This is a genomic window from Lentzea xinjiangensis, from assembly GCF_900110955.1.
GTDB lineage: Bacteria > Actinomycetota > Actinomycetes > Mycobacteriales > Pseudonocardiaceae > Lentzea > Lentzea xinjiangensis.
Map to the genome: position 1 here is coordinate 122,088 of NZ_FOFR01000008.1, position 20,746 is coordinate 142,833.

Consider the following 20,746-nt stretch of genomic DNA (forward strand, 5'->3'; position numbering starts at 1 on the left):
ATGAGCCACCACCTGCGCAGGCTCGCCTTCTACCTGACGGCGCTGTGGGCGGCGGTGACGCTGAACTTCGTCATCCCGCGGATGCTGCCGGGCAACCCGGTCGACATCCTCATGGCCAAGCTCCAGCAGCGCGGCGGGAGCGTCGACCCCGCGGCTCGCACGGCCTACGAGACGCTGCTCGGCACCGGCGGGCGCGAGTCGTTCGCCGAGGAGTACCTCGCGTACCTGGGCAACCTGCTGCGCGGCGACCTCGGGGTGTCGGTCAGCGCGTTCCCGGCGGAGGTCTCCGAGGTGATCGCCGGGTCGTTGCCGTGGACGGTCGTGCTGGTCGGGCTCGCCACGCTGCTGTCGTTCCTGCTCGGCGTCGGGCTCGGCGCGGTCGCCGGCTGGAGGCGCGGCACCTGGCTCGACTCGCTGGTGCCGGCGACCACGATGCTCTCGGCGGTGCCGTACTTCTGGCTGGCGCTGATCCTCGTCGCCGCGCTCTCGTCCGGTCTCGGCTGGTTCCCGCTCAACGGCGGTTACGACGTCGTCCTGGACCCCGGCTGGAGTGCGGAGTTCATCGGCTCGGCGCTGTACCACGGCACGTTGCCCGCGCTGACGATCGTGCTGTCGTCGGTCGGCGGCTGGCTGCTCGGCATGCGCAACATGATGGTCTCGGTGATGTCGGAGGACTACGTGCTCACCGCGCGGGCCAAGGGGCTCACCGACAGCCGGGTCATGATCCGGTACGCCGCGCGCAACGCCGTGCTGCCCTCCGTCGCGGGGTTCGCCATCTCGCTGGGGTTCGTGGTGTCCGGGTCGATCGTCACCGAGCAGGTGTTCTCCTACCCCGGCATCGGGTCGAAGCTGCTGCAAGCCGTGCAGAACAACGACTACGCGCTGATGCAGGGCATCTTCCTGGTGATCACGGTCGCGGTGCTCGGCGCCAACCTGCTCGTCGACGTGCTGTACGGCCTGATCGACGCCCGCACCAGGGATCGGAGCACGGTGTCATGACCTGGACCGCCAAGCTCGTCAGCGGCCTCTGCCTGGCCGCCGCCATCGTCCTCTTCGGCCTCCTCGGCCCGCTGCTCACCGGCGACCCGGCCACGATCAGGGACGTCGGCCTCACCCCGCCCGGCGGCGAGCACCTCCTCGGCACCACGCTCACCGGCCAGGACGTCCTCGCCCAGCTCGCGCACGCCACCCGCGGGTCGCTGTGGATCGGGCTGCTGGTGGGCGTTCTGGCGACGGTGCTGTCCGGGCTCTTCGGCATCGTCGGCGCCTACGCGGGCGGGGTGGCCGACGAGGTGTTCTCGCTGTTCTCCAACGTGGTGCTGGTGATCCCCGGACTGCCGCTGGTCATCGTCGTGGCCGGGTTCGTCCCGGCCGAGCGGCGCGGCACGTGGACGATCGCGCTGGTGCTCGCGTTCACCGGGTGGGCGGCGGCCGCCCGCGTGCTGCGGGCGCAGACGTTGTCGTTGCGCAACCGGGACTACGTGGCCGCGGCGCGGGTGTCCGGCGAGAAGACCTGGCGGGTGATCTGCGTGGAGATCCTGCCGAACCTGCTGCCGGTCGTGGCCTCCCAGTTCGTGTTCGCCGTCGTGCTGGCCATCCTCAGCGAGGCGGGGCTGTCGTTCCTCGGCCTCGGCGCCGCGGACTCGTCGACGCTCGGCACGATGCTCTACTACGCCCAGAACGGCTTCGCGCTGCAACGGGAGGCGTGGTGGTGGTTCGTCCCGCCGGGACTGGTCATCGCCCTGTTCGGCGGGGCGCTCGCGCTCGTCAACTTCGGCATCGACGAGATCGTCAACCCGAGGTTGCGCGACCGCGGCCGCCGCGAGCGCGACGTGGTCGCGGTCCGGGCACAGGTCGCCCCCGCCGAACCGGACGCCGTGCTGACCGTCAGGAACCTCGACGTCGTCTACCGGACGGCGCGACCGGTGCACGCGGTGAAGAACGTGTCGCTGACCCTGCGCCGGGGCGAGGTGCTGGGCCTCGCCGGGGAGTCCGGCTGCGGCAAGACCACGCTGGCCTACGCGGTCAACCGGCTGCACCGGCCGCCGGCCGAGGTCACGTCCGGGTCCGTCGCCCTGGAGGACGTCGACGTGCTGGCGCTCGGACCGGAGGAGCTGCGGCGGTTCCGCTGGGTCCGGCTCTCCATGGTGTTCCAGGGCGCCATGAACTCGCTGAACCCGGTCACCCCGATCCGGGCGCAGCTGCAGGACGTGCTGCGCACCCACCGGCCGGACCTGTCCGCTTCCGGCCGCGAGCTGCGGTGCGCGGAAGTGCTCCGGCTCGTCGGCGTCGACCCGGCCAGGCTCGGCGCCTACCCGCACGAGCTGTCCGGCGGGATGCGGCAACGGGTCATGATCGCCATGGCGCTCCTGCTCGACCCGCAGGTCATGATCATGGACGAGCCCACCACCGCGCTCGACGTCCTGGTGCAGCGCGAGATCCTGAACGAGATCAAGCGGCTGCGCGACGAGCTGGGCTTCGCCGTCGTGTTCATCACGCACGACCTGCCGCTGCTGCTGGAGCTCGCCGACCGGATCGCGGTGATGCGCGACGGCGAGGTGGTCGAGCACGCCACCGCGGAGGAGCTGTACCTGCGGCCCCGGCACCCGTACACCCGTGAGCTGCTGGCGTCGTTCCCCAGCCTGACCGGCGAGCGAGGAGCGCTGCTCAGATGACCACCCTCGAAGCCCGCGGGCTCACCAAGAGGTTCCACCGGACCTGCGCGGTCGACGACGTCTCGTTCACCCTCGCACCCGGCCGCACGGTCGCGCTCGTCGGCGGGTCGGGGTCCGGCAAGTCGACGGTCGCGCGGATGATCGCCCGGCTCATCCGGCCGACGTCCGGGGAGATCGCTCTCACCGGCCAGGACGGCAGGCCCGTTCCTCGGCGGGCGCACCGCGACCACGTGCAGATGATCTTCCAGGACCCGTTCGCCTCGCTCAACCCGTTCCACACCGTCGAGCACCACCTGGCGCGGCCGTTGCGGCTGCACGGGCGTTCCGCCACGGAGGTGCCCGAGCTGCTGGAACGGGTGAGCCTCACCGCGGACCTCGCGCGCCGGCGCCCCCACGAGCTGTCCGGCGGGCAACGGCAACGGGTGGCCATCGCCCGCGCGCTCGCCCCGGGCGCCAAGGTGATCATCGCGGACGAGCCGGTGTCCATGCTGGACGTCTCCGTCCGGCTGGGCGTGCTCAAGCTGCTCGCCCGGCTGCAACGCGAGGAGGACCTCGCCGTCCTCTACATCACGCACGACCTCGCCACCGCACGGCACTTCTCCGACGAGGTCCTCGTGATGCACCGGGGGCGGATCGTCGAACGCGGCCCGAGCGACGACGTGCTGACGCGTCCGCGAGACCCGTACACCCGGTTGCTGGCCGCCGCCGCACCCGACCCCGAAGCCCGTTTCCGCCAGGGAGGAAAACCTTGATCCGCCAGTACCTGCACGACGGCTGGCAGCTCACCGCGACGACGGCCGAGGTGCCGGACAACGTCAGGGGCAGAACCGTGCCCGCGACGGTGCCCGGCAGCACCCACCTCGACCTGCTCGCGTCCGGGCTGATCACCGACCCCTTCCTCGACCAGGCGGAGGCGGAGCTGACCTGGATGCACCGCGCGGACTGGCGCTACGACACCAGCTTCCTGGCCGCCGCCGTCGCTCCGGGCGAACGAGTCGACCTCGTGTTCGACGGACTGGACACCGTGGCGGCGGTCGAGCTCAACGGCCACCTGGCCGGGCGGACCGCGAACATGCACCGCGGCTACCGCTTCGACGTGCGGCGGTTCCTCGTGGACGGTGCCAACGAGCTGGCCGTGTCGTTCTCCTCCGCCCTGACGCACGCGGAGGAGACGCAGGCCGCGCTCGGCCGCAGGGCGCACGTCAACGCGCACCCGTTCAACATGATCCGCAAGATGGCGTGCAGCTTCGGCTGGGACTGGGGACCGGACCTGCAGACCGCGGGCATCTGGCGGCCGGTCCGGCTGGAGCGCTGGCACACGGCCCGGCTCGCGCGGGTCCGGCCGGTCGTGACCGTCGCGGGCGACGGTTCCGGCCAGGTCCAGCTGCACGTCGACCTCGAGTGGGCCGACCGGCCCGAGGAGGTGACGCTGCTGATCACCGTCGGCGGCTGCCTGCGCACGGTCGCCGTTCCCGCCGGTCAGGAGAGCGTCATCGCCCGCGTCGAGGTGCCCGGCGTCGCGCTGTGGTGGCCCGCCGGGTACGGCGACCAACCGCTCTACGACCTGGACGTGGTGCTGCACGGGGCAACCGAGCTCGACCGGGTGACGCGGCGGATCGGCTTCCGCACGGTCACCGTGGACACGACACCCGACGAGACGGGCACGCCGTTCACCGTCGTGGTGAACGACAAGCCCCTGTTCGTCAAGGGCGCCAACTGGATTCCCGACGACCACTTCCTCACCCGGATCACCCGGGACCGGCTGGCGCGACGGGTGGACCAGGCCGTGGCCGCGCACGTCAACCTGCTGCGCGTGTGGGGTGGTGGAATCTACGAGTCGGACGACTTCTACGACGTCTGCGACGAACGCGGAGTCCTGGTGTGGCAGGACTTCCCGCTCGCGTGCGCCGCCTACCCCGAGGAGGAGCCGCTGCGCGGTGAGCTGGAGGCCGAGGCCCGCGAGAACGTCGTGCGCCTGATGTCGCACGCCTCGCTGGCCCTGTGGAACGGCGGCAACGAGAACCTCTGGGGGTTCGCCGACTGGGGCTGGCCGGACCAGCTCGGCGGCCGCACGTGGGGGCTGGGCTACTACGACGAGCTGCTGCCCGCCGTCGTCGCCGAGCTCGACCCGACCCGGTTCTACTGCCCCGGCAGTCCGTACAGCCCCGTCGACGGCGTGCACCCCAACGACGAGAACCACGGCACGCGGCACGAGTGGCGCGTCTGGAACGAGGTCGGCTACCGGCACTACCGCGACCACGTGCCCCGCTTCTGCGCGGAGTTCGGCTTCCAGGGCCCGCCGACCTGGGCGACGCTCACGCGGTGGATCCACGACCGGCCGCTCACCCCGTACTCGCCGAGCTTCCGCGCGCACCAGAAAGCCGAGGACGGCGGCGGCAAGCTCGACCGCGGCCTCGCGGCGCACCTGCCGGTCCCGCGCGACTTCCCCGGCTGGCACTGGGCGACGCAGCTCAACCAGGCGCGAGCGGTGACCTTCGGCGTCGAGCACTTCCGCTCCTGGTGGCCGCGCACGGCCGGGGCGGTCGTCTGGCAGCTCAACGACTGCTGGCCGGTCACGTCCTGGGCGGCGATCGACGGCGAGGACCGGCTGAAGCCGCTGTGGTACGGGCTGCGGCACGCCTTCGCACCCCGCCTGCTCACCTTCCAGCCGCGCGGCGACCGGCTCGTGCTCATCGCCGTGAACGACCACGACGAACCGTGGGACGCCCACCTCACCCTTGATCGGCAGACGTTCCGGGGCGTCACGCTGCACCTGACTAGACTGCGCCGGACGGTGGCACCCCGGTCTGCGCTCGTGCTGGACCTGGACGAGGACCTGCTCGAGCCGGTGCACGAGGACGCGGAGGTGGTGGTGGCGACGACCGCGGAAGCCCGCGCGATACTCCCGTTCCGCGAGGACCCCGGCCTGTCCTACGACCCGCACCCCCTCACCGCCCGAGCCGAAGCCGTGCACGGCGGCTACGAGGTCGAGGTGCGCGCCGAGTCGTTCGCGCGGGACGTGGCGGTCCTCGCGGACCGGGTCGCGCCCGACGCGGTGGTCGACGACATGCTGGTGCCGATGCTCGCCGGGGAGGTCCGCGTGTTCCACATCCGCACGGACGCGGTCGTCGACCCGGCGGCCTTCACCGATCCGCTCGTCCTGCGCTGTGCCAACGACCTCCACGCCGATGACGCCGGCGGGCCCGGGGCCGACGGCTTCCGCACCGGCAGCTCCGGGGCCGACGGCTGCAACTGCCGTGTCAACGGCCTCGACGCCGCCGACCCTGGCAGCGGCGACTCGCGCGCCGACAACGGCCCCGGCGCCAACGGCCCCCGCGCCAACGATGCTGACGCCGACGACCCCGGCGCCAACGACCCTGACACCGACGGTGCCGAGGCCGTCGGCCCAGGCGCCAACGGCCTCGGCACCGACGACTCCCACGCCGACAACGCCCCGCACGCCAACAATTCCGGCGCCGACGGCCTCCACGGCCACAACCTCCGCGCCAACGGCCCGGACACCAACGCCTCTGGCACCGGCGACCCGCGCGCCGACGACCCCGGCGCCGACCACCCCAGCGCCAACCACTCCGAAGCCACCGACGCCACCCACCCCCGCGACGCCCCCAGGGCGGTGCCCGGTGCCGGCTGACCCGGCGGGCGCGGTCGGGCTGGTGCTGGCCCGGCCCGCCCGGTTGCTCGGCGTGGAGCCGTTCTTCATGGAGTTCATCGCCGGGATCGAGGAAGGGCTCGCCGAGCGCGACCTGTCCGTGCTGCTGCACGTGGTGGCGGACCACGAAGCCGAGATCGCCGCCTACCACCGGTGGGCGGGGCGCGGGCTGGTCGACGCGGTGGTGGTGGTCAACCCCGTGGCCGACGACCCGCGCCCGGCGGTGGTGCGCGACCTCGGCCTGCCGGCGGTCGTCGTCGGCGACGACCCGCACCTGCCCTGCGTCCGCACCGACCACGCCGGGCCGGTCGCCGAGGTGCTCGGCCACCTGCTCGACCTCGGCCACCGGCGCATCGCGCGGGTCACCGGTCCCGGTGCCCTGCTGCACACGCGGGCGCGCACGGACGCGATGGTCGCGAGGTGTGCCGCGGCCGGGGTCGAGCCGGTGGTCGTCGAGGGCGACTACTCCGAGGAGGCGGGGGCGAAGCTCACGGCGGCGCTGCTGTCGCGTCCGGCTCCTCCCACCGCGATCCTCTACGACAACGACGTGATGGCGGTGGCCGGGCTCGCGGCGGCCGTGGAGCTCGGGGTCGAGGTCCCCGCCCGGCTCAGCCTCGTGGCGTGGGACGACTCGACGCTGTGCCGGCTCACCTCCCCGGCGCTCACCACGATGAGCGTCGACGTGCACCGGTTCGGGGTGTCGGTGGCGGAGTCGGTGCTCGAACGCGTCGACGGCGTGGCCGTGACGCCGCGCTGGTCGCCCACCGCCCACTACCTCCAGCGCGGCACGACAGCACCCGCACCGTCCGATGAGGACCGTGCGGGCAGCTCACCTCCACCGCTCTTGTGAGCGCTAACACCGTCTAACGTCGCCAGGCGTTTGCCAAGCACCCGACTGCCGTAATCAGCCTGACGCGGGCCAACATTCACGACCTGCGGGCTAACGTTAGCGCTCACATTTAGCATTGACCGGGTGTCGGCGGCGTGGCTACATTCCGCTGCGGGGCCGCAACGGTGCGGCACCGACGGCAGCGGATCCCGGTGCTCGTGACGAGGTCGCGACCGCGTTCCCGGACCCGCCGTCTCGCCGAGCTCTGGAGCATCCATGTCCTCATCGCCGAGTCGACGCAGGCTCTTCCAAGCCGCGGGGGTGGCCGCCGTCGCGACCGCGACGCCGTCACTGGTGGCGGGGTCGGCGCAGGCGGCCTCGGTGCCCCCTGTCCGCGCCGACGCCGGGGTGTCGGCCTTCGCGTTCGACCTGTCCGAGGTCCGGCTGACGCCCGGCCGGTGGCTCGACAACCAGAACCGGACGCTGTCCTACCTGCGGTTCGTCGACGTGAACCGGCTGCTCTACAACTTCCGCGCCAACCACCGGCTGTCCACCGGCGGCGCTGCGGCGCTGGGCGGCTGGGAAGCGCCGAACTTCCCGTTCCGCACGCACAGCCAGGGCCACTTCCTCACCGCCTGGGCCCAGGCGTGGGCGGTCCTGGGTGACACGACGTGCCGGGACAAGGCCAACCACATGGTGGCCGAGCTCGCCAAGTGCCAGGCGAACAACGCGGCGGCCGGGTTCACCGCCGGCTACCTGTCGGGTTTCCCGGAGTCGGACTTCGACGCGATGGAGGCCGGTTCGCCCAAAGCCGTGTCTTACTACGCCATGCACAAGACCCTCGCCGGGCTGTTGGACGTGTGGCGGCACATGGGCAACACCCAGGCACGCGACGTGCTCCTGCGCCTCGCCGGGTGGGTGGACTGGCGCACGGCCCGGCTGTCCTACAGCCGGATGCAGAGCGTCCTGGGCACCGAGTTCGGCGGCATGAACGCGGTGCTCGCGGACCTGTACCAGCAGACGGGCGACTCCCGCTGGCTGGCGGCGGCACAGCGGTTCGACCACGCCGCGGTCTTCGACCCGCTCGCCGCGAACCAGGACCGGCTGGCCGGCCTGCACGCCAACACCCAGGTGCCGAAGTGGATCGGCGCGGCCCGCGAGTACAAGGCCACCGGAACGACCCGCTACCGCGACATCGCGAGCAACGCCTGGAACATCACCGTCGGCGCGCACACCTACGTCATCGGCGGCAACAGCCAGGCGGAGCACTTCCGCGCGCCCAACGCCATCGCCGCCTACCTCAGCACCGACGCCTGCGAGGCGTGCAACACCTACAACATGCTCAAGCTGACCCGCGAGCTGTGGCTGACCGACCCCGGCCGGGCCGCCTACTTCGACTACTACGAGCGCGCCCTGCTCAACCACCTGATCGGACAGCAGAACCCGGCGGACCCCCACGGCCACATCTGCTACTTCACCGGCCTCAACCCTGGCCACCGGCGGGGCAACACCGGTCCCGCGTGGGGCGGCGGCAACTGGAGCACGGACTACACCACGTTCTGGTGCTGCCAGGGCACCGGGCTGGAGACCAACACCAAGCTCGCCGACTCCATCTACTTCCACAGCGGCACCACGCTCACGGTGAACCTCTACACGCCGTCGGTGCTGACGTGGACGTCCCGCGGCATCACGGTCACGCAGAGCACGACCTACCCGGCGAGCGACACCACGACGCTGACCGTCACCGGCAACGCCGGCGGGTCGTGGACGATGCGGTTCCGCATCCCCGCCTGGACGTCCGGCGCGACCATCAGCGTCAACGGCGTCGCGCAGAACGTGGCGGCCACACCGGGTACCTACGCGTCGCTGACGCGGTCGTGGACTTCCGGCGACGTGGTGACGTTGCGGCTGCCGATGCGCGTGATCGTCCAGCCCTCCAACGACAACGCCAACGTCGTCGCGCTGACCTACGGCCCGGCCGTGCTCGCGGGCAACTACGGCAACACGAGCCTGCCGCGGCTGCCTTCGCTGGACGTCAACTCCGTCACCCGCAGCAGCACGTCGTCCCTGGCGTTCACCGCGACGGCGAACGGGACGCGGGTGAACCTCGGGCCGTTCCACGACGCCCACGGTTTCAACTACACGGTCTACTGGAGCATCGGCGGTGGCGGCACGACGAGCTACCGGCTGGTCAACGCCGGCACCGGCATGGTGCTGGGCATCCAGGACATGTCCACCGCGGACGGCGGCCTGGCCGTGCAGTGGCACGACAGCGGCACCGCCGACCACAACTGGCAGCTCATCACCGACGGGTCCGACGTCCGGCTGCGCAACGTGCACAGCGGCAAGGTGCTCGGCGTGGAGAACATGTCCACCGCCGACAACGCCCGTGTCCTGCAGTGGTCGGACACCGGCACCGCGGACCACCGGTGGACGTTGATCGCGAACGGCGACGGCACCCACAAGGTCCGCAACGCCCACAGCGGCAAGCTGCTCGGCGTCCTCAACGGCTCCACCGGCGCCGGTGCCCAGGTCGTGCAGGACTCGGACAACGGCACGGCGGACAACCGCTGGCGCCTGGTGGCCAACTGACAACGCCAACTGACAACGCCAACTGACGATGCCAACTGACGACGTGGTGCGTGCCCCCGGTGAGGTCCGGGGGCACGCACCACGTCAGGACTGACTGACTTCCTAGCCGAAGTTCACGTCACTGCACCACATGTACGTCTGGTCCAGGTGCGAGGCCTGCCAGATCGTGAACACGATGTGGTGGCCCCGGTAGGAGCCGTTGGTCTGGACGTTGAACCTGATGTCCTTGGCAGGGGCGAACCTGCCGGTCGTCGTGACCAGGTCGAGGTTGCCCCAGCCCAGGCGCTGGGTGGTGGGGTCGAACCCGTTCTTGCTCACGTAGACCCGGAAGTAGTCGGCACCGTGACTGGCCTGGTCGTGCAGGTGCATCTCGAAGTTGCTGCCCACGCTCCTGGTCTTCCAGGCACCGGGGTTGTTCAGCGAGTTGTTGCGGGACAGGGCGTTGCTGCAGAGCTGACCGTCCGGAGTGGACCCCTGGAAGTTGCCCCTGAGTCCGTCCCGCAGCGCGCTCATCCAGTTCCACATGGTGTCGGCGTTGGCCTGGAAGGCCTGCCAGCACATGGGGTCCTGCTGCTGCATCGCGGGATTGGTGTGCTGACTGCCCCACGTCTGCCAGCACTGGTAGGCGCGCGTGGGCGGGCCGACGATCGTGCCGTGCGCCGAGGCAGTGGGGGTCCACAGGAACGTGCAGACCAGCACGCTGACGATCAAAGCGATCAAGCCCCGTCGTCTGGTGGTGGACCCGAGGGTGCTGCGCGTGTGCATGTACAAGCCTCCGTTCTCCGGTGTCGAACAGCGGCGGCGGCGGAATGGGAGCGCTCCCAGAACATTTAAATTACACGTAACACTTCGGAATCACAAGGAAACAGTGAGTGATGGCGGCGCTCCGCGTCGAAGACGATCTCGAGCAGAAGATCGTCGACTCGGCCGAAGCCCCCTTGACAGGCGAGAACACCGTTTCTCTCACAGTGGCGCGGGTTCGCCGCAATCGTCGAACAATTCGACACCGGCCGTGCCGTCGGCGGCGCCTCCCGGCGTCCGGGCGGGCCTGGAATGATCGGCTTCCGGCCGAAGGCCGCCGTTTCACCACTGGGGAGTCATCTGTGCGGTTGGAGCTGAGCACCTTCATCGACCCGGCGCTCGCGGAGCACGTCGAAGAGGCCAGGCAGGAGAACGCCAGGAGGGGCATCAGGAGAGGACCGGGCAGCCTCGCCGAGCTGTGGGAGATCAGGCGCGGGGCGGACCGGCTCCCGGACTCCACGCTGGTCGAGGCAGGCGGGCGGCAGGTCCCCGTCCGGCTCCACCTCCCCTGCGCGGTGCCGCGCGGTGTCCACCTCGACTTCCACGGCGGCGGCTTCTACCTGGGCCGCACGGCGCAGGACGACGTCCGCAACCAGCGCCTCGCGGACGCGCTGGGGATCGTCGTCGTGAGCGTCGACCACCGACTCGCCCCGGAACACCCGTGGCCCGCCGCGCCCGACGACGCCGAAACCGCGGCGCTCTGGCTCCTCGGAGAAGAGCGCTTCAACGCGCTGAAGCTCACCATCGGCGGCTTCTCGGCGGGAGCCACGCTCGCCGTCACCACCCTCCTGCGGCTCAAGGAACGCGGTGCGGCCGACCGGTTCGCCGGCGCCGCGCTGCAGTTCGGCACGTACGACCTGAGCGGCCTCACCCCCGCCGGGCGGTTGATCGCCGACGAGTACTTCATCCAGGCGTACGCGGGCCACGCGCCGGACCGCACCGTCCCCGACATCTCCCCCGTCTTCGGCGACCTGCGGGGCCTGCCGCCGCTGCTGGTGGTCGTCGGCGCCCTGGACGTGCTGCTGGAGGACAACCTCGCCATGGCGGCACGGGCAGCGGCGGTCGGCGAAGTCGACCTCCGGGTGTACCCGGAGTCGCGGCACGGTTTCACCAACCGCGACACGGGCATGGCTCGGGCGGCACGGCACGACGTCGAACGCTGGCTCGCCGACCGCCTCTCCTGACCCCGCCAGCCGGAGGCGGCGGCACGAAGCCCGGCGAACTCCGGGACGCCGAGCCGTTCGTCTGCCACCCTGGGCTACGCGGCGAGCGGCCTGCCGGGGGCGCACCACCGCCATCTCGGCCGTGATGCCCCGCCGCCGGGCAGGGCTGAGCGGAGGCGGGGACGTGGCGGTCGAGATCGCACTGCTCGGAGAAGTGGGCGTGCGGATCGACGGGCACCCCGTCGAGGTCGGGCCCGCACGGCAGCGGTGCGTGCTCGCGGCACTGGCGGTCGACGTCGCCAGGACCGTGCCGGTGCCGCGGCTGGTCGAACGGGTCTGGGGCGCCGCCCCACCACCGCGGGCGCGGGCGACGTTGCACAGCTACCTGTCCCGGTTGCGCCGGGCGTTCGCCGGCACCGACGCGGTGCAGGTCGTCAGCCGGCCGAACGGCTACGCACTCGTCACTGACAAGTCCACTGTGGACCTCATGCGGTTCCGCGCGCTGCGCGACGAGGCGCGCGGACACACCGACGACCGGGTCGTCGCACGCGTCCTCACCGAGGCGGCGCGGCTGTGGCGGGGCGAACCGCTGACCGGCATCGGCGGCGAGTGGGCCGCCCTCACCCGTGACCTGCTCGCCGGCGAACGGGACGCGGCCCGGCTCGACCTCGTCGACGCACGGCTGCGGCTCGGGCACGGCCCGGAGCTGCTCACCGCGACCGCCGCCGCGGCGACGGCCTCACCGCTCGACGAACGCGTTGCGGCGCAACACATGCGCGCCCTCGCCCAGGCGGGCCGGATCCCCGAGGCGCTCGACCGGTTCCGCGCCGTGCGGGCCCGGCTCGTCGCGGAGCTCGGCACCGAGCCCGGCGCGGAGCTGCGCGAGCTGCACGAGACCCTCCTGCGCAACGACCGGGAGCCCTCCGCCGCGGTGACCGTGCCGAGGCAGCTCCCGTCCGCGCCCGCGCACTTCGTCGGCCGGGGTCAGGACCTGGCCGCGCTGGACGACGCCCTGCGCACCGCCGGGATCGCGACGATCGCGGGCGCGGGAGGCATGGGCAAGACCTGGCTCGCCCTGCACTGGGCGCACCGCAACCTGCACCGCTTCCCGGACGGCCAGCTGTTCGTCGACCTGCGCGGGTTCAGCCCCGACGAGACGCCGATGGACCCCGACGCCGCCATCCGCGGTTTCCTGCACGCGCTCGGCGTCGACGCGAGCCGCGTCCCGGCGGACCCGCACGGCAGAGCCGCGTTGTTCCGCGACCTGACGGCACGGCGCCGGATGCTCGTGGTCGCCGACAACGCCGCCGACGCCGCCCAGGTCGCCCCGATCCTGCCCGTCGGCGGCACCTGCCGCGTGCTCGTGACCAGCCGCAACCGGCTGTCCGGGCTCGTCACCGCGCACGGCGCGCGAGCGGTCCGCCTGGACGTGCTCCCCGGCCACGACGCGGGCTCGTTGCTGGCGGGCCGGATCGGCGCGGCACGGCTGGGCACCGACCCCCTCGCCGTGACCCGACTGGTCGAGCTGTGCGGCGGGCTGCCGCTGGCGCTGAGCATCGTCGGCGCGCGCATCCTCACCGAACCGGACCTGTCGCCCGCCGCCATCGCCCGGCAGCTCGAGGAGCTGGGACTCGGCGCACTCGACGCGGACCCGAGCGTCAGCGTGCCGGTGGTGCTGTCCTGGTCGTACCGCACCCTGACCGGCACGCAGAAGAAGGTGTTCGCCCTGCTGGGCATCGCTCCCGGCGAGGACGTCGGCCTGGTGGCGACCGCCAGCCTGGCCGATTTGTCCACAGAGGACACAGCGGTGGCGCTGCGCGCGCTGGAGCAGGCGTCGCTGGTCTCGATCGGCAGCGGGTTCCGCGTCCGGGCGCACGACCTCGTCCGCGCCTACGCGGCCGAACGCGCCCGGCAGGTCCCCGGCCGCGAGGAGGCACTGCGCCGCCTGGTCGACCACCACGCGCACACCGCGCACGCCAACAACCGGCTGATCGACCCGCACCGCCCGTCGATCGCCATCGGTGAGGCCGCACCGGGCACCCACGTGTCCCCCGCCGCCGACCGGGCCGGTGCGCTCGCCTGGTTCGACGCGGAACGGGGCACGTACCGCGCGGTGCAGCGGACGGCGGCGGCACGGGGCTGGAACGACGTGGCCGTGCTGATGGCCAGGGTGTCGCACACCTACCACCAGCTCCGGGGCCACCTCGACGACGAGCTCGCGATGTGGCAGACCGCCATCGACGTCGCGCGGGACCCGCTGGACAGGGTGATCGCGCACCGGATCAGGGGCAGCAGCCTCGGGCAGGTCCAGCGCTACGCCGAGGCGGAGCACCACCTCGGCGAGGCGCTCGCACTGGCCGAGCGGGTCGGTGAGCCGCTGCCGCTCGCCGACACGCACGGTGCGCTGACGTGGCTGTGGGCGAGCCGGTCGCAGTTCGACAAGGCCTTCGCCCACGCGGAAGCCTCGCTGCCGTACTACGAGAAGTCCGGCAACAAGATGCTGATCGCTCTGGCGCACAACAACATCGGGCTCTGCGCGGCGGAGTTCGGCGACACCGCCCGCGGTCGCGAGTGCGCCACCAGGGCCCTGGTGCTGCTCCGCGAGCTCGGCGACCCGCACGGCGAGGCGGCCGCCATCGACACGCTCGCCCGCATCGAGCACCAGACCGGCGACCACACCGCGGCCATCAGGCTCTACGAGCGGGCGCTGGAGCTGCTCCGGGCCGTCGACGACGACTACGGCACCGCCAACACGCTGATCGACCTCGGCCACCCGCACCTCGCGCTCGGGCAGCCGGAACGGGCGGAGCAGGTCTGGCGGCGGGCACTGGAGATGCTCGAGCGGCAGGGCCGCGACGACGAGGCCGACCGCCTGCGCGAGCAGCTCGCGGCGGTCCCCAGGGTGATGGTCGGCATCGGGGCCGGCGACGCGTCCCGGGGGCGCGACACCTTCGACGCCCCGGACTCCGGGCGCTCGTCAGGACCGTGAAACCTACCCGGAACGGAGTTAGGTAAGGGTGCCCTGGGTGAAAGCGGGTGGCGGGAGCTAACGTACCCCGTCGTGAGCATCGTGGAGGAGCAACGCGGGCCGGCTCCCGCACCGGCTGCGGGGAACCCGCGTCAGCGGCGGCTGGCCGGGCTGGCGTGCCTGGTCGCGCTGCTCGCCGCGGCCGCGGTGCTGTCACTGGTCGTCGGCGCCCGCTCGCTCACCCCGGCCGAGGTCTGGCAGGGGCTGTTCGGCGAGCCCGGCACCGACCAGCGGCTCACCGAGATCACCCTCATCGTGCAGACGCTGCGCGTGCCGCGGACGGTGCTCGCGGTCGTGGCGGGCATCGCGCTCGGCATGGCGGGCGCGCTGATCCAGGGGCACACCCGCAACCCCATCGCGGACACCGGCCTGCTCGGCGTCAACTCCGGTGCCTCGTTCGCCGTGGTGCTCGCCGTCTACCTGTTCGGGCTGCAGAACCCGGTCCAGTACCTGTGGTTCGCGTTCCTGGGCGCGGGGGCGGCCGGGGTGGTCGTGTTCGGGCTGTCGAGCCTGGGCCGCGGCGCCGGCAACCCGCTCACCCTCGTCCTGGCGGGTCAGGGCGTCACGATCTTCCTCACCGCGATGACCGGCGCCATCGCCCTCGCCGACAAGCAGGCCCTGGACGTGCTGCGGTTCTTCAACGCGGGGTCGGTGCAGGGCGTCGGCTACGACGTGATCGGGCTCGCGGCGGTCTTCGTGGCGGCCGGCGTGGTGCTCGCGCTGTTCAACCTGCCCGCGATCAACCTGCTGAACCTCGGCGACGACGTCGCCCGCGGCCTCGGCGTGAACATCGCGCTGGGCAGGACGATCGGCGTCGTGGCCGTCACGCTGCTCGCGGGCGCGGCCACGGCGGCGTGCGGACCGATCGCGTTCCTGGGCCTGATGGTCGCGCACATCGCGCGGTGGCTGACCGGGCCGGACTACCGGTTCCTGGTGCCGTACGCCGGATTGCTCGGCGCGCTCGTGCTGCTCGTCGCCGACATCACGGGACGGCTCGTGGTGCGGCCCGCAGAACTGCAGGCAGGCATCGTCATCGCCCTGATCGGCGCACCGTTCTTCGCGGCGCTGGTCTGGCTCGGGAAGTTCAGGCAGGCATGAGCGCACAGATGCACCCCGGTGTCCGCGTCGGCGGCTGGTCCTGGGTCTGGCGGCCGTGGATCGCGCTCGTGACGGTCCTGCTGGCGGCGGCGACCTTCCTGGTCTTCTGCGTGTCGATCTCGGTGGGCGACTTCACCATCGAGCTCACCGCGGTGGTCAAGACCCTGGTCGGGCAGGGCGAGCGGGTCGACGAGTTCGTGATCATGGACCTGCGGATGCCCCGCGCGCTCGTCGGCCTGATCGCGGGCCTGGCGCTGGGCATCTCCGGGGCGCTCACGCAGTCGATCGCGCGCAACCCGCTCGCGAGCCCCGACGTCCTCGGCATCACCTCCGGCGCCAGCGCCACCGCGGTCTTCGTCGTGACGGCGAGCGGCGGCGCGGCGATCGGCGGCTCGCTCGGACTGCCCGCCGCGGCGCTGCTGGGCGGACTGCTGACCGGGTTCCTCGTCTACTTCCTGGCGTGGAAGAAGGGCATCGACGGGTTCCGGCTGATCCTCATCGGCGTCTCGGTCAACGCGGCCATGCAGGCGCTCACGACGTGGTTGCTCGCGCTGGCGGACATCCGCGACGTGGCCCGCGCGCAGGCCTGGCTCGTCGGGTCGCTGAACGCGCGGTCGTGGACGGAGGTGTGGACGTCGCTGTGGCTCGCCGCAGCGCTCGTCCTGGTCGTGCTCTTCGTCTCGTTCCAGCTCAAGCCGATGCACTTCGGCGACGACGTGGCCGCGGGCCTCGGCGTCCGGCACTCCGCGGTGCGCGCGGTGCTGCTGCTGTGCGCGGTGCTGCTCGCGAGTGTCGCGGTGAGCGCGGCGGGCCCGGTGCCGTTCATCGCGCTGGTCGCGCCCCAGATCGCCATGCGGCTGCAACGGTCCCCCGTCCCGCCGCTCGTCGCGTCCGGGCTGTTCGGCGCGGTGCTGCTGATCAGCTCCGACCTCATCGCGCGGACCGTGCTGCCCGGCGGCCTGCCGGTCGGCATCGTCACGGCGATCATCGGCGGCCCGTTCCTGGTCTACCTGCTCGTCCGGGCGAACCTGAAGCGCTCGGCCTAGGTAAAGCTCACTTAAGTAAGGTTGGCCTATGACCGCGCTGCGCAACGATGTCGCCCGCCTGGGCGCCGAGGGCGTCACGGTCGGGTACGCCGACCGGGTCGTGCTCGACAACCTGGACGTCTCGATCCCGACCGGGGTGATCACCACGGTCATCGGGCCCAACGGCTGCGGCAAGTCCACGTTGCTGCGCACCCTGTCCAGGCTGCTCAAACCGAGCCGGGGCACGGTGCTGCTGGACGGCCACGACATCGCGCGGCTGCGGACCAGGGACGTCGCGAAGAAGATGGGGCTGCTCCCGCAGACCCCGATCGCGCCGGAGGGGCTGACGGTCGCCGACCTGGTCGCCCGCGGCCGGCACCCCCACCAGAGCTGGGTGCGCCAGTGGTCGAGCGACGACGCGGACGTCGTCGCGGAGGCGTTGCGGATGACCGGCGTCGCCGATCTTGCCCACCGTCCCGTCGACTCGCTCTCGGGCGGCCAGCGGCAGCGGGTGTGGATCTCCATGACGCTCGCGCAGGGCACCGACCTGCTGCTGCTCGACGAGCCGACCACCTACCTCGACCTCGCGCACGCGATCGACGTCATCGACCTCGTCGACGACCTGCACGAGGGCGGCTGCACGATCGTGATGGTGCTGCACGACCTGAACCTGGCCGTCCGGTACAGCGACAACCTCATCGTGATGAAGTCGGGGTCGATCGTCGCGCAGGGGCACCCGAGCGAGGTGATCACGAGCGAGCTGCTGCTGGACACGTTCGGCCTGCAGGCGAAGGTCATCGACGACCCGGTGAGCGAACGGCCGCTGATCGTGCCGATCGGCAGGACGCACGTGGTACCGAAGAGTGACCAAGAACGAGGTTAGCCTGCCCTAACCGGGTGATAAGGTTCGGCTGTCCTAATCTCCCCCCGCCGCGTGGGCAGCAAGATAGAGGTGCCGAATGGGCCAGAGAACGACCATGACCTGGAAGCGACTGACCGCTGTGGCAGCAGCCGTGGTGGTCGGTGCCAGCGTCCTCGCCGGGTGCGGTTCCTCCACGCCCGCCACGACCCCTGACGCGGGCAACGCCTCCGGTGGCACGTTCCCGACCAAGGTCGAGCACTTCTTCGGCACGACGGAGATCAAGGAGGCGCCCAAGCGCGTCGTCTCCCTCGGCTACACCGACGACCAGACGATGCTCGCGCTGGGCACCGTCCCGGTCGGCATGGTCGACCAGTACCCGAACCCCGAGGGCAAGAGCCCCGACATCAACACCCAGTGGGCCTGGGTGAAGGACAAGTGGGGTTCGACCAAGCCCGAGGTCGTCATGAAGAACGGCGACACCGAGCCGAACTACGAGAAGATCGCGCAGCTGCGCCCCGACCTGATCATCGCGGTCTACTCCGAGGCCGACCAGGCCTGGTACGACAAGCTGACGAAGATCGCTCCGACGGTCGGCAGGACCAAGGCGGAGAAGGAGCCCTTCAGCGCGAAGTGGCAGGACAACGCGCTGCAGATCGCCAAGGCGCTCGGCAAGGAGGCCGAGGGCGCCAAGATGATCAAGGATGTCGACACCAAGATGGCCGAGGCCAAGAAGGCGAACCCGGCCTGGGCGAACGAGACCGCGGTGGTCACGTCCTGGTACAAGGACGCCGTCGCGCCGTTCAGCACGACCGACGTGCGCGGCCAGGTGATCACGGGCATCGGCTTCAAGGGCAACACCAAGGTCGACGAGCTCGCGGCCGGCAAGTTCTTCGTGACGCTGTCCCCCGAGCGCATCGACGTGATGAACGTCGACCGCATCTTCGTGATCGCCGACGAGGCCGACCAGAAGTCGCTCAAGGCCTTCGAGCTGTTCAACAACCTGCCCGCGGTGAAGGCGGGCAAGGTCCACTGGCTGCTCGACAGCGAGGGCCCCGCCATCGGTGCCGCGATCTCGCAGGCCACCCTGGCGTCCATGCCGTACGCGGTCGACGAGCTGGTGAAGGCCGCCAAGTCGGCTGCCTGACGGCACAACAGCACAACCCTGCGAAAGGTCTCCCCTCGTGACCACGAGCGTCTCCGCGGAGTCCGCCACGCCCCCTGGCACCGCGTCGATCCTGCGCACCGCGTCCGGACGGGAGGCCCTCCGCTGGGTGCTCGGCCACTGCCGCTCCGCTCCCGGCCTGCCGATCGCCACCGCGGTGGCGACGGTGGCCGGGGCGGTGCTGCAGATCGTCCCGGTGTTCCTGCTGGGCACCGTGGTGGACGGAGTCGTCGGGGGGCGGGAGCCCGCCATCCTCTGGACGATCGGCATCGCCACGGTCGTGGCCGCTCTCGCGGGCGCGGTCATGACCGCGGTGTCGACGTACTTCGTCGGCCGCGTCGGCGCCGAGATGCTGGCGCGGCTGCGCGAGGGCGCGGTCCGCGCGGTGCTCGGGATGCCGAGCGCGCGCATCGAGCAGGTCGGCCGCGGCGACGTGCTGTCGCGGGTCGGTGACGACGTCGCCGTCATCTCCAAGGGCTTCCGCACGGCGATCCCGACGATCTTCTCCGCCGCCGTGCTGGTCGTGATCGCCACCGCGGGCATGTTCGGCCTCGACTGGCGGCTCGGTCTCGCGGGCGCCTGCGCGCTGCCCGCCTACGCGCTCGCGCTGCGCTGGTACCTGCCCCGGTCCGCACCGCTGTACCGGGCCCGGTCCGAGGCGCAGGCCGACCGCGCCCAGGCGTTGATCAGCGGCCTGGACGGCATCGCGACCGTGCGCGCCTACGGCCTGGAAAAAGCGTTCCGGGACAAGGTGACCGCCGAGTCGTGGCGGGTGCGCGACATCGGCATCGACGTCTTCCGGTTCTTCGGCCGGTTCATCGGACGGGAGAACCGCGCCGAGTTCATCGGCCTCGGACTGATCATCGTCGTCGGCTACCTCCTGGTGACCGGCGGCGAGTCCTCGCTGGGCCAGGTCTCGGTCGCGGCACTGCTGTTCCACAAGCTGTTCGTGCCGCTCGGGCTGATCATGGCGTTCTTCGACGAGGCGCAGAAGTCCGGCGCCGGGCTGACGCGGCTGGTCGGCGTGCTCGCGGAGTCCGACGGCGACGAGCTCGTGCGCAGCGCGGTCGCCGCCGACGCCGACGCACGTCCGCTCCCGGTGTCGGTGCGCGGGCTTTCCTTCCGCTACCCCGACTCCGAGCACGACGTGCTGCGGGACGTCGACCTGGAGATCCCGGCCGGCAGCTCGCTCGCACTGGTCGGCGCCACGGGTGCGGGCAAGACCACGCTCGCGGCACTGGTCGCCGGCACCGGCACACCGCTGACCGGATCCGTCCACATCGGACCGACGAACCTCGCCGACGTCGACGAGGCCGGTGCCCGCGCGCTGGTCAGCATCCTGACCCAGGAGGCCCACGTCTTCGCCGGGCCGCTCGCGGAGGACCTCCGCCTGGCCGCCCCGGACGCGACGGACGACGAGCTGATGGACGCGTTGCGCACGGTGGGCGCCGAGGCGTGGGTTCGCGCGCTGCCCCAAGGACTGCGGACGGACGTCGGCGAGGGCGGCGAACGCCTCGACGTGACCAAGATCGCCCAGATCGCGCTGGCCAGGCTGGTGCTCGGGCGTTCCCCGGTCGTCGTGCTCGACGAGTCGACGGCCGAGGCGGGCAGCCAGGGCGCCGCCGCGCTGGAACGAGCGGCGCTCGCGGCCTGCCGCGGCCGCACCACGCTCCTGGTCGCGCACCGCCTGACCCAGGCCATGGCCGCGGACCGCATCGCCGTGCTCGACGCCGGTCGCGTGGTGGAACAGGGCACGCACGAAGAACTCGTCGCGCGTGACGGGCGTTACGCGGCACTTTGGGCCGCTTGGCGATTCGGATCCGCAAATACTTAGGTTAGGC

General features: G+C 71.7%; 14 protein-coding genes. 13 read left to right on the plus strand and 1 reads right to left on the minus strand.

Annotation, left to right across the window (positions count from 1 at the left end; genetic code table 11):
* The 6 genes from BMW88_RS19055 to BMW88_RS19080 all read left to right on the plus strand — a co-directional run bounded on the left by BMW88_RS19055 (position 1) and on the right by BMW88_RS19080 (position 9,766).
* Positions 1 to 999: an ABC transporter permease gene (locus tag BMW88_RS19055; protein ID WP_089952397.1), complete on the plus strand. Its 999-nt coding sequence runs from the start codon at positions 1 to 3 to the stop codon at positions 997 to 999.
* Positions 996 to 2,675 carry a dipeptide/oligopeptide/nickel ABC transporter permease/ATP-binding protein gene (locus BMW88_RS19060; protein ID WP_089952399.1) on the plus strand — a complete coding sequence of 560 codons (1,680 nt, stop codon included), beginning with the start codon at positions 996 to 998 and terminating at the stop codon, positions 2,673 to 2,675. Before BMW88_RS19055 ends, BMW88_RS19060 begins: the two co-directional genes overlap by 4 nt.
* Entirely contained in the window at positions 2,672 to 3,427 is a 756-nt protein-coding gene (locus BMW88_RS19065) for an ABC transporter ATP-binding protein (protein WP_089952401.1), read from the plus strand. The genes BMW88_RS19060 and BMW88_RS19065 overlap by 4 nt, the downstream gene beginning before the upstream one ends.
* On the plus strand, positions 3,424 to 6,327 hold the full coding sequence (locus BMW88_RS19070; RefSeq protein ID WP_177221187.1) for a glycoside hydrolase family 2 protein: 2,904 nt from the start codon (positions 3,424 to 3,426) through the stop codon (positions 6,325 to 6,327). The genes BMW88_RS19065 and BMW88_RS19070 overlap by 4 nt, the downstream gene beginning before the upstream one ends.
* Positions 6,317 to 7,195 carry a LacI family DNA-binding transcriptional regulator gene (locus BMW88_RS19075; RefSeq protein ID WP_089952403.1) on the plus strand — a complete coding sequence of 293 codons (879 nt, stop codon included), beginning with the start codon at positions 6,317 to 6,319 and terminating at the stop codon, positions 7,193 to 7,195. Before BMW88_RS19070 ends, BMW88_RS19075 begins: the two co-directional genes overlap by 11 nt.
* Before the next feature lie 255 nt (positions 7,196 to 7,450).
* Positions 7,451 to 9,766: a beta-L-arabinofuranosidase domain-containing protein gene (locus tag BMW88_RS19080; RefSeq protein ID WP_089952406.1), complete on the plus strand. Its 2,316-nt coding sequence runs from the start codon at positions 7,451 to 7,453 to the stop codon at positions 9,764 to 9,766.
* A 102-nt stretch (positions 9,767 to 9,868) separates the two neighbouring features.
* On the opposite strand, the gene BMW88_RS19085 is transcribed toward BMW88_RS19080, so the two are convergent.
* Positions 9,869 to 10,486, minus strand: coding sequence for a lytic polysaccharide monooxygenase auxiliary activity family 9 protein (locus BMW88_RS19085; RefSeq protein ID WP_483868430.1), 618 nt, complete (start codon positions 10,484 to 10,486; stop codon positions 9,869 to 9,871).
* Positions 10,487 to 10,869: 383 nt separating this feature from the next.
* Here BMW88_RS19085 and BMW88_RS19090 point away from each other — a divergent pair, with 383 nt between their 5' ends.
* The 7 genes from BMW88_RS19090 (at position 10,870) to BMW88_RS19120 (ending at position 20,739) form a co-directional block, all read left to right on the plus strand.
* On the plus strand, positions 10,870 to 11,751 hold the full coding sequence (locus BMW88_RS19090; RefSeq protein ID WP_245777908.1) for an alpha/beta hydrolase: 882 nt from the start codon (positions 10,870 to 10,872) through the stop codon (positions 11,749 to 11,751).
* A gap of 163 nt (positions 11,752 to 11,914) precedes the next feature.
* Positions 11,915 to 14,719, plus strand: coding sequence for an AfsR/SARP family transcriptional regulator (locus tag BMW88_RS19095; RefSeq protein WP_245777909.1), 2,805 nt, complete (start codon positions 11,915 to 11,917; stop codon positions 14,717 to 14,719).
* Between the two features lie 72 nt (positions 14,720 to 14,791).
* Positions 14,792 to 15,856: a FecCD family ABC transporter permease gene (locus tag BMW88_RS19100; protein ID WP_089952413.1), complete on the plus strand. Its 1,065-nt coding sequence runs from the start codon at positions 14,792 to 14,794 to the stop codon at positions 15,854 to 15,856.
* Positions 15,853 to 16,902 carry a FecCD family ABC transporter permease gene (locus tag BMW88_RS19105; protein ID WP_218148125.1) on the plus strand — a complete coding sequence of 350 codons (1,050 nt, stop codon included), beginning with the start codon at positions 15,853 to 15,855 and terminating at the stop codon, positions 16,900 to 16,902. The genes BMW88_RS19100 and BMW88_RS19105 overlap by 4 nt, the downstream gene beginning before the upstream one ends.
* 28 nt (positions 16,903 to 16,930) lie before the next feature.
* Positions 16,931 to 17,764, plus strand: coding sequence for an ABC transporter ATP-binding protein (locus BMW88_RS19110; protein ID WP_089952417.1), 834 nt, complete (start codon positions 16,931 to 16,933; stop codon positions 17,762 to 17,764).
* Positions 17,765 to 17,858: 94 nt separating this feature from the next.
* A complete protein-coding gene (locus BMW88_RS19115) occupies positions 17,859 to 18,887 on the plus strand; it encodes an iron-siderophore ABC transporter substrate-binding protein (RefSeq protein ID WP_218148126.1) in 1,029 nt (342 codons plus the stop codon).
* 37 nt (positions 18,888 to 18,924) lie between these two features.
* Positions 18,925 to 20,739, plus strand: a complete 1,815-nt coding sequence (locus BMW88_RS19120) for an ABC transporter ATP-binding protein (protein ID WP_089952421.1) — start codon at positions 18,925 to 18,927, stop codon at positions 20,737 to 20,739.
* Positions 20,740 to 20,746 lie beyond the last annotated feature (7 nt).

Coding starts and splice junctions, on each gene's coding strand:
- BMW88_RS19055 (WP_089952397.1), top strand. CDS start 1: ATGAGCCACCACCTGCGCAGGCTCGCCTTCTACCTGACGGCGCTGTGG.
- BMW88_RS19060 (WP_089952399.1), top strand. CDS start 996: ATGACCTGGACCGCCAAGCTCGTCAGCGGCCTCTGCCTGGCCGCCGCC.
- BMW88_RS19065 (WP_089952401.1), top strand. CDS start 2,672: ATGACCACCCTCGAAGCCCGCGGGCTCACCAAGAGGTTCCACCGGACC.
- BMW88_RS19080 (WP_089952406.1), top strand. CDS start 7,451: ATGTCCTCATCGCCGAGTCGACGCAGGCTCTTCCAAGCCGCGGGGGTG.
- BMW88_RS19105 (WP_218148125.1), top strand. CDS start 15,853: ATGAGCGCACAGATGCACCCCGGTGTCCGCGTCGGCGGCTGGTCCTGG.
- BMW88_RS19110 (WP_089952417.1), top strand. CDS start 16,931: ATGACCGCGCTGCGCAACGATGTCGCCCGCCTGGGCGCCGAGGGCGTC.
- BMW88_RS19115 (WP_218148126.1), top strand. CDS start 17,859: ATGACCTGGAAGCGACTGACCGCTGTGGCAGCAGCCGTGGTGGTCGGT.